The organism is Flavobacterium sp. (assembly GCF_049240005.1).
Classification (GTDB): domain Bacteria; phylum Bacteroidota; class Bacteroidia; order Flavobacteriales; family Flavobacteriaceae; genus Flavobacterium.
The window spans coordinates 1-8,705 of record NZ_JBMLTK010000100.1 but is presented as its reverse complement, the minus strand read 5'-3'; the positions used below and the strand labels follow the sequence as shown (position 1 = coordinate 8,705).

The 8,705-nt window shown below is 42.2% G+C and carries 5 protein-coding genes; all 5 read left to right on the top strand.

Annotation, left to right across the window (positions count from 1 at the left end; translation table 11 throughout):
* Nucleotides 1-2,261: T9SS type A sorting domain-containing protein (locus tag ACOVQQ_RS10225; protein WP_421818110.1), on the top strand; the 2,261-nt coding region annotated here is incomplete at its 5' end.
* Nucleotides 2,262-2,957: a DNA repair protein RecO gene (recO, locus tag ACOVQQ_RS10220; protein ID WP_421818109.1), complete on the top strand. Its 696-nt coding sequence runs from the start codon at nucleotides 2,262-2,264 to the stop codon at nucleotides 2,955-2,957.
* 786 nt (nucleotides 2,958-3,743) lie between these two features.
* Nucleotides 3,744-7,142, top strand: a complete 3,399-nt coding sequence (ileS, locus tag ACOVQQ_RS10215; protein ID WP_421818108.1) for an isoleucine--tRNA ligase — start codon at nucleotides 3,744-3,746, stop codon at nucleotides 7,140-7,142.
* Between the two features lie 7 nt (nucleotides 7,143-7,149).
* Nucleotides 7,150-7,530, top strand: coding sequence for a TraR/DksA family transcriptional regulator (locus tag ACOVQQ_RS10210; RefSeq protein ID WP_094486698.1), 381 nt, complete (start codon nucleotides 7,150-7,152; stop codon nucleotides 7,528-7,530).
* 133 nt (nucleotides 7,531-7,663) lie between these two features.
* Complete coding sequence (locus ACOVQQ_RS10205) at nucleotides 7,664-8,683, top strand: YbjQ family protein (RefSeq protein ID WP_421818107.1); 1,020 nt, start codon at nucleotides 7,664-7,666, stop codon at nucleotides 8,681-8,683.
* Nucleotides 8,684-8,705 lie beyond the last annotated feature (22 nt).

The window sequence follows — 8,705 nt, the reverse complement described above, 5'->3', positions numbered from 1 at the left end:
TTCCTTTTTTCTGCTCATTCGCTCAAAACAACAGCAGATGGACCGGCTATTTTTCCTACAACGAAATTATAGATGTTGCGCAAACCGATTCTCGCGTAACTGCTGCGTCAACAAATGCACTCTTTACTCGAAATTTAATAACAGGTGATGTTAGCACTTCAAATACTATAGACGGACTTCCCAGCGAAACGATAACAGCCGTTTATAAAAGTGCATCACAAAACAAAACACTCATTGGTTACCAAAGCGGATTAATCGTTGTTGTTAACGATTCCGATCGCTCCATCACCACCATTGTTGATATCGTCAACAAACAGCTGCCACCGAACATCAAGCGAATCAATCACTTTGAAGAAACCGAAATTGGCGTGTTAATAAGCTGCGATTTCGGAATCGCGCAGTTTAATCTGCAAACTTTATTGTTTGGCGATACTTATTTTATAGGTACTACAAATCCCGAAATTGCCGTAAAACAAACTACAACCTTTAACGGAGAAATATACGCCGCAACCGTCGAAGGCATTAAAAAAGCACTAATCACCAATCCAAACTTAATCGACGCGCAGCAATGGCTAACCGTGCAAAGCGGTAATTTCGACGCTGTAGTAGCATTCGAAAGTTTATTGTACATCGGCTTGGCAAATGGACAGGTATTGCGCTCTTCAAACGGAACAAGTTTTCAGAACTTCACACAATTAAGTCCAAACCTAATTGATTTGAGAAGCGCCAATGGAAATCTTATTGCCGTGTCCGAAACCACAACCCGAATTTTCAACGAGAACGGAACACTCGTAAGAGAACTCTCGGCAGCAGAAGTAAATTCCAACAACATACGCTTTACCTGCGCCACTGTCGTTAATAATACCGTTTTTATCGGAACCAATACGCAAGGATTACTAGCTGGCACATTAAATGCCGCTTCATTTCCGTCGATCAGCCCGAGCGGACCACTTCAAAACAACGTTTTTGCTCTAGCAACCTTATCAACAGGATTTTGGGCCGTTTACGGTTCGTACGGCGAAAATCTCGACCCAAACCCTTTAAAATTCTTCGGCGTTAGTAGATACAATAACGACACAGGTTGGCTCAACATTCCGAACAGTGAACTAAACGTACCTTCAATTGTGCGTGTAACAGTAAACCCTTCCAACGAGAATGAAGTTTTTATGTCGTCGTACTACAACGGCTTATTGCGTTTTGAAAACGACGAGCTAGTCGAAATTTTTAACCGCACCAATACCGGAACTACGGGTCTGGAAACCATTTTCCCTACCGATCCGCCAACCGAAAATATCCGCGTAGAACAAGCCGCCTTCGATTCCCAAGGAAATCTGTGGCTCACCAATGCTATCGTTAGGAGTCCGCTTAAAGTAAAACGAGCAAACGGCTCCTGGCAATCCTTTAATATGGAAGCTATTTTAACAGAGTGGACCGACACGCGCTTTATGCGTTTGGCAATCGATAGAAACAATACCAAATGGATGTGCACGCGTTCAGACGGTTTGGTTGGCTTCAACGAAACAGCAAATCCGCAGTTTAGACGAATTTCAGAAGGCGAAGGAAACGGAAATTTACCCGCCAATCGCGTGCAAACCGTTGCTGTCGATAAACGCAATCAATTGTGGATTGGAACACGCGAAGGTTTACGCGTAATAGGTGCCGATCGGTTCTTAGATCCCGACAGCGACTTGCGTTCCAACCCCATTATCATCGAAGAAGAAGGACTCGCACAAGAACTTCTCAACGACCAATGGATTACCGATATCGTTGTAGATGGCGCCAACAACAAATGGATCGGCACACTCGACGCAGGCGTGTTTCAAGTCTCTGCCGACGGACAACAAACCTTACAACGATTCACCACCGATAATTCGCCACTGCCGAGCAATGAAATAAACGATATTGATATCAACTCGGTTACCGGAGAAGTTTTCTTTGCAACCACCGGCGGCTTGGTTTCCTACCGCGGAAACGCCATCGATGCCAGCGACGACTTGCGCGATGTTTTCGTTTATCCAAATCCGGTTCGACCAAATTATACCGGAACCGTGAAAGTTAGCGGACTTACCGACAGCGCCAACGTAAAGATAACCGACATTACCGGCAGTCTCGTTTTTGAAGCCATATCCACCGGCGGAACCATCGAATGGGATACCACTGCTTTTGGAAAATACCGCGTGGCATCGGGTGTGTACATGATTTTTATCTCTACCGAAGACGGCGCCGAAACCACCGTGAAAAAAGTAATGATTGTTCGCTAAATGATTGCAGGAAAAGCACTCGTACTTTCAGCGGTTCGCTACCAAGAAAAATCGCTGGTAGTTAGCTGCTTTACCGCAGAAATCGGACGAAAGAGTTTCTTTGTTCGCGACGCTTTTAGCGGAAAAGCCAACAAATTCAAAAGCTCCTATTTTGAGCCGCTTACCCAACTCGAAATCGTTGCTACAAACAAGCAAAAAGGAACGCTCGAATACTTTAAAGAAGTAAAACTTCACTACGCGTATCAACAAATTCCGCATCATTTCGTAAAACGAAGCTTGGCACTTTTTTTAGCCGAAATTCTAAATCAAGTTATTAAGGAAGAAGAAGCTAACGACACGCTGTTTGCCTTTCTCGAAAACAGCTTGTTGATTTTAGATGAAACCACGGAAACCGCCACATTTCCGTTGCAGTTCTTGCTGAACCTGAGTTCGTACTTGGGCTTTTTTCCCGATTTTTCTGCAGAAGCAAGCTTTTTCGATCTAAAATACGGCGTTTTTCAAGACCACGAATCCGATTACACACTCAGCGAAAGCGAATCTCAGCTTTTTCGAAATCTCGGCTTAGGAAACAGCAACAACTTTACAAAACTCGAACGCCGCGCGGTATTGAACAGCATACTCGAATTTTACGCACATCATATCGACCACTTTAAACGCCCGAAATCGCTAGACGTTTTGGCTGAGTTGTTCGGGTAAGGGTAGTTCAATGAAGCGAATAAAGCTAAAGAATTGGCCAACCTACTTCAGGGACGTACAACTTACAAAATTCTAGCTTACAGCGGTTAGCGATTAGCACTTAGCAGTCAGCGTTTAGCTTTTTGCTTTTAGCTTTTTGCTTTTAGCGTTTAGCGTTTAGCGTTTAGCTTTCAGCGATTGGCTTCTTGCTTATAGCTTATTGCTTACAGCTTCTTGCTTCTTGCTCATAGCTTCTTAATTAGGGCGCGCCGGCAAACCATTCGTCGCTGCGCAAAAAATAGTGCACGCCGTCACGTGTTCCGCTAAATCTTTTTGGCGATTCAGTAGTGGAAATCCCGCGGCGCCAAAAAGGATATCGCTGCACCCGTTCGCGCGAGATACGTTATCCAAAAAACGAACGCTTTTTAAGGATCAATCAAACTTTGTATTTTTTAAAACGTAATATTGCAATATTACCTCGTGTAAAAAATTGATATTAAATATTTTATCAAAAAAAATCCGTTGTGAAATTCCGCTCACAAAAACCAATTTCCGTTACTTTTTTGACAACGATTGCCGCAGCCGCGATTGCAGCAAATTAGCCGCTGCCGAAAAACGCTCTGCAAGTGCCAAATGCAACCTGCGACCCACAGAAGCGGGTTGCGTTTGTGCCACTTGCCGGTGTTTGAGGTGGCGCTAATGCGGAAAGCGCGAAATGCTGCCCAAAAAACAATTAAAACCTTTTAAATCGTCGGGCAAGCGGTTGCAAAAATCCTTACTTTCGCAAATTATTTTTATTTACGGGAGATGAGCAAGAATTTTGCTGTTTACGAAGGACTTAACCTAACCGAAATTGCCGAACAGACGCTGGAATTCTGGAAGTCGGAAGCGGTTTTTGAAAAGAGTGTAACCAATAGAAACGGAGCGCAACCTTATGTGTTTTTTGAAGGTCCGCCGAGCGCCAACGGCCTGCCGGGAATTCACCACGTGATGTCGCGCGCGCTGAAAGATATTTTTTGCCGCTACCAAACCCAAAAAGGCAAACAAGTAGAGCGTAAAGCTGGCTGGGACACACACGGATTGCCTGTAGAATTAGGTACCGAGAAAGAATTGGGCATTACCAAAGAAGATATTGGAAAATCGATTTCCATTGAAGAATACAACGAAGCGTGTAAACGCACTGTGATGCGCTATACCGACGTGTGGAATTCGCTTACCGAAAAAATGGGCTATTGGGTAGATATGGAAAACCCATACGTAACCTACGAACCCAAATACATGGAATCGGTTTGGTGGTTGCTCAAACAAATTTACGATAAAGGCCTCATTTACAAAGGCTACACCATACAGCCGTATTCGCCAAAAGCCGGAACCGGACTCAGCTCGCACGAAGTAAACCAACCGGGAAGTTATCGCGATGTTACCGATACAACCGTTGTGGCGCAGTTTAAAGCCTTGCCCGAAACACTTCCAGCCGCCTTTCAAGGATTTGGCGATGTGTATTTCTTGGCCTGGACCACCACGCCGTGGACGCTTCCGAGCAATACCGCACTTACCGTTGGGCCGAAAATCAATTATGCATTACTTGAAACCTACAACCTCTACACCTTCGAAAAAATTGTTGTGGTATTGGCAGAGAACTTAATTGGAAAGCAATTTGGCAAGAATTTTACCGAAACCGACGAAGCCGGAATAGCTGCCTACGAAGCCGGTGCTAAAGTAATTCCGTACCGAATTTTAGCGAAGTTAACAGGTGCCGAATTGGTTGGTGTGCGCTACGAACAACTCTTGCAATATGCGTTTCCTGCGGAAAATCCGGAAAACGCATTCCGTGTTATTTCGGGCGATTTTGTGACCACCGAAGACGGTACCGGAATTGTTCATACGGCGCCTACGTTTGGTGCCGATGATGCCAAGGCCGCCAAAGAAGCCAAACCCGAAGTACCGCCTATGTTGGTGCACGACGACTTTGGCAATTTAGTGCCCTTGGTAGATTTACAAGGCCGTTTTACCAAACATGTGGGTCCGTTTGCCGGAAAGTACGTTAAAAACGAATATTACGACGATGCCGACCGTCCGGAACGCAGCGTAGATGTTGAAATTGCGATCCTTCTTAAAGAGCAAAATCGCGCGTTTAAGGTTGAAAAATACGTACACAGTTATCCACACTCGTGGCGAACCGACGAACCTTTGTTGTACTATCCGCTCGATTCGTGGTTTATAAAAATGACCGACGTGAAAGAGCGTATGTTCGACTTAAATGAAACCATTAACTGGAAACCGAAAGCAACCGGAGAAGGTCGTTTTGGTAACTGGCTGAAAAATGCAAACGATTGGAACTTATCGCGCTCGCGTTATTGGGGAATTCCGTTGCCTATTTGGCGCACCGACGACGGCAGCGAAGTAAAAGTAATTGGCAGCGTGGCCGAACTTGTATCGGAAGTGCAACGCGCAATAGACGCCGGCGTAATGACCGCACAGCCGTTTGAAGGTTTTGTGCCTAACGATTTCTCGGAAGAGAACTACGTAAAAGTAGATTTACATAAAAATGTTGTCGACCGTATTGTATTGGTTTCGGATTCGGGCAAAGCAATGAAACGCGAAGCCGATTTGATTGACGTATGGTTTGATTCGGGAGCCATGCCTTATGCGCAATGGCATTATCCGTTTGAAAATAAAGAGAAAATCGATGGAAATAAATCGTTTCCAGCCGATTTCATCGCGGAGGGTGTCGATCAGACCCGCGGTTGGTTTTACACCTTACACGCCATCGGAACTTTGGTTTTCGATTCGGTTGCTTACAAAAATGTGGTATCGAACGGCTTGGTTTTAGATAAGAATGGTCAGAAAATGTCGAAACGTTTAGGCAATGCGGTCGACCCATTTTTAACGATACAAGAACACGGACCGGATGCCACGCGTTGGTACATGATTTCGAATGCGAATCCATGGGACAATTTAAAATTTGATTCAGACGGCATTACCGAAGTGCGTCGCAAGTTTTTTGGCACCTTGTTTAATACGTATTCGTTTTTTGCTTTGTACGCGAATATCGATGGTTTTGCTTACGCAGAAGAAAACGTACCGCTGGAACAACGGCCGGAAATTGATCGTTGGATCTTGTCGGAATTACATACGTTAATTGCTGAGGTTGATGCCGCTTATGCCGATTACGAACCCACGAAAGCTGCGCGTTTGATTTCGGATTTTGTACAAGAAAACTTATCGAATTGGTACGTGCGTTTGTGCCGACGCCGATTCTGGAAAGGCGAATACGCTACCGATAAAATTGCAGCTTACCAAACGCTGTACGATTGTTTGCTAACCGTAACCCAACTGATGGCGCCAATTGCACCGTTTTTTAGCGACGCCTTATATCGCAACTTAACAGCGAATGTGGCAAAATCGAAACAAATTAGTGTGCACTTAACCGACTTTCCGGTGAGCGTTGAAAAGTTTGTTGATAAATCGCTTGAAGCGAAAATGGCTAAAGCACAGACGGTTTCGTCGTTGGTACTTTCGCTGCGCAAGAAAGAGATGATCAAAGTGCGTCAGCCCTTGCAAAAACTGATGATTCCGATTACTGATGCGACACAAAAAGCACAAATTGAGGCGGTTTCAGACCTGATAAAAGCAGAGGTAAATGTAAAGGAAATCCTACTTTTAGAGGATGCATCCGACATCTTAATCAAGCAAATTAAGCCGAATTTCAAGACATTAGGACCGAAATTTGGTAAGGATATGAATTTGATAGTCAAAGAGATACAAAAATTCGATGCGCAAAAAATTGCACAAATCGAAAAAGAGGGTTCTCTGACGCTTGATTTATCGGGAAATTCAATAATTTTAACACTAGATGATGTTGAGATTCTGTCTCAGGATATCGAAGGTTGGTTAGTAGCTTCCGACAAGGGAACTACGGTAGCACTCGATATTACGATCTCCGAAAGTTTGAAACAAGAAGGTATTGCACGCGAATTGGTAAACCGAATTCAAAATCTTAGAAAAGACAGCGGATTCGAAGTTACCGATAAGATTTCGGTACAGCTTTTGTTACATGCAGAGCTGGAAGCAGCTGTGGAAGCAAACAAAGGGTACATACAAACGGAAACCTTAAGCAAGTCGATTACTTTTGTTTCGGATATGAACGGCGGTACTGAAATAGAATTCGATCACATCAAAACCCAGATATTAATTTCTAAATAGATAGAAAATGGTAGAAGAAGTAGTAAGATATTCAGATGCAGATCTTGCTGAGTTTAAAGAAATTATCTTGAAGAAAATTCAAAAAGCTCAGGCTGATTTAGATTTGATCAAGAGTGCGTACATGAACGACTTAAACAACGGTACAGACGATACATCGCCCACTTTTAAAGCTTTCGAAGAAGGTTCTGAAACCATGTCGAAAGAAGCAAACTCGCAATTAGCGATTCGCCAGGAAAAGTTTATTCGCGATTTGAAAAACGCGCTTTTCCGTGTCGAGAACAAAACCTACGGCGTTTGCAAAGTAACGGGCAAGCTCATTAGCAAAGAACGTTTGAAAATAGTACCGCACGCTACGATGAGTATCGAAGCAAAAAATATGCAGCGATAAATACAATAGCGCTAATTGATACAACTAAAAAACCGCGGCAAGTGTCGCGGTTTTTTAGTTTAATAATTTATTTTTTGCATATCTTTATAACGCTATAAAAATTAGTTTTTTTCGCGTCTAACTATTTGATTAATTGATTAAAGAAATGCTTAGTAATGAAGTTTTAGTTGTAACTACTTCTAATATTGCCCCGTTAGAAATAAGTAAATATGTAAAACCAATTTCTGCACACATAGTTGTGGGAACAAATTTCTTTAGTGACTTTCTTGGAGGATTAACAGATGTTTTTGGCGGTAAGTCTGCAACTTATCAGAAGAAATTAGCGGGTCTATATAATGAAGCTATCGTTGTTTTACAAAATAGAGCTAAAGAAGCTGGTGCTAATTGTATTGTAGGTTTGAGTATTGATGTAGATGAAATATCTGGAAAGGGAAAATCAATGTTCATGATAACGGCAATTGGTACCGCGGTAGTTATTGAAAAACAGAAATCGGCGACAGTTTCAGAAAGTGAAAGAACTTATTCGTCTGAATTCCTTAGTTATGATTTCATACAAACAAAAATAAAAGAAAAGCAGTTTTTAGAAAAAGCCGAAGCTGGGAGTTTAACATTTGATGATGAAACTTGGGATTTTATAATTTCTAATAAAATCGAAAAAATGTTTCCTTACATTATCGCTCATTATTCAGATGTAATTGGAAATAAGAGTACTATGCCTGAGGCTTTTACAAAATTCGATTTAAATTTTCAATCCTTTGTAAATTGCTTAGACGAAGAAAAAAGGCACATATTGATATATCAAGCAATACAAGCAAACTACAGTCAAAATTTGAAGAATTACTTAGTTTCCGTAATCAAAAAGTTGTCACTATTTAATTTTAAAAATGTTCAAGATTTGCTAAAAAGCGAAGATTTTAAAATTCAGAAAATTGGACTAAGAGTCGCAATTTGCGACAAACCATTTTATAATAGAAGCGATATCGACGAATTTCAGCTACTAAAGATGTTAATAGAGAAGTCCTTTCTACCACGTGGTGAAATATCTGTGAAAAAACAATTGCTAACTTCAAAAGAAAAAGAAGTTTGGAATTGTGAGTGCGGAAATAAGAACAACGAAATTTGTACTTCCCTAAATAGAGTTGACCGTTTTTGAGGTTAATACTTGGTTATCAAAA

What these genes read in the sequence shown, in the direction of transcription:
- recO (WP_421818109.1), top strand. Translation starts at nt 2,262, where the DNA reads ATGATTGCAGGAAAAGCACTCGTACTTTCAGCGGTTCGCTACCAAGAA.
- ileS (WP_421818108.1), top strand. Translation starts at nt 3,744, where the DNA reads ATGAGCAAGAATTTTGCTGTTTACGAAGGACTTAACCTAACCGAAATT.
- ACOVQQ_RS10210 (WP_094486698.1), top strand. Translation starts at nt 7,150, where the DNA reads ATGGTAGAAGAAGTAGTAAGATATTCAGATGCAGATCTTGCTGAGTTT.